The following is a 708-nucleotide window of genomic DNA, read 5'->3' as shown; positions in this document are numbered from 1 at the left end:
CGACAGTCTTGCGAGGCCGGCCGCGGGGCCGCTTGCGGGGGACGACTGTGCCTGTTACCACAAGCTCACCGCCCCACACGCCCCAGGGCTCGCACCGGTCGAGAGCGGCGGCCAGGCAGGCAGGCCGCAGGGGACACCCCTGGCAGACCGCCTTCGCCGCCTCGACATCCCGCGGGGACTCAGCGAAGAACAGGTCCGGATCCACGTCCCAGCACGGCAAAGCCAGCCGGTCCCGCTCGATCCGAGAAACGATCAATGGGTCAAACACCGGCGTCATCTCCGATATTCATTCAGGAATCGGTTACGGAAGGTTCGGTCAAGCTCAACTCGTCAGACCGTGAGACGACAAAGGCCGCGGTCCCGTCCGGGATCCGCGGCCTCGAAGTCGGCGCTCTGCGGCTTGTCAAGCCAGCGGCAAACCTCGAAGCGGACCCGAAAGATGGAGCGTGGCTATCGCCCATGCCTGGATGGGGTTCACAAAGGACGATGCGCGACGGACGGCGGCACGCGGCCTGAACCGATTCGGCGGGCGGACGAACGCGTCGATGGCCCCAGTGCTGCTCACAGGGACCACCTCCTTACGTTGACGTCAGCGACGGACAGGCACTTCCAGTGCTCGCTGAATACGGTAGAAGGCTGCCTCCACCGAGGCAACCTATTTTTTGGAGCGTCGGCAACAGGAAAATAGATCAAGAACCCGGGCTGGGG

Annotated in this window: 1 protein-coding gene; it reads right to left on the bottom strand. The window is 64.7% G+C overall.

What is annotated here, in order from left to right; genetic code table 11:
* Nucleotides 1-268: WhiB family transcriptional regulator (locus MJ785_RS14740; protein WP_305039917.1), on the bottom strand; the 268-nt coding region annotated here is incomplete at its 3' end.
* Between the last annotated feature and the right edge of the window lie 440 nt (nt 269-708).

Origin of the sequence: Protofrankia sp. CiT1, from assembly GCF_917627335.1 — a bacterium.
Taxonomy (GTDB): domain Bacteria; phylum Actinomycetota; class Actinomycetes; order Frankiales; family Frankiaceae; genus Protofrankia.
The sequence above is the reverse complement of the archived record's forward strand: the minus strand, read 5'-3'. Positions and strand labels throughout refer to the sequence as shown.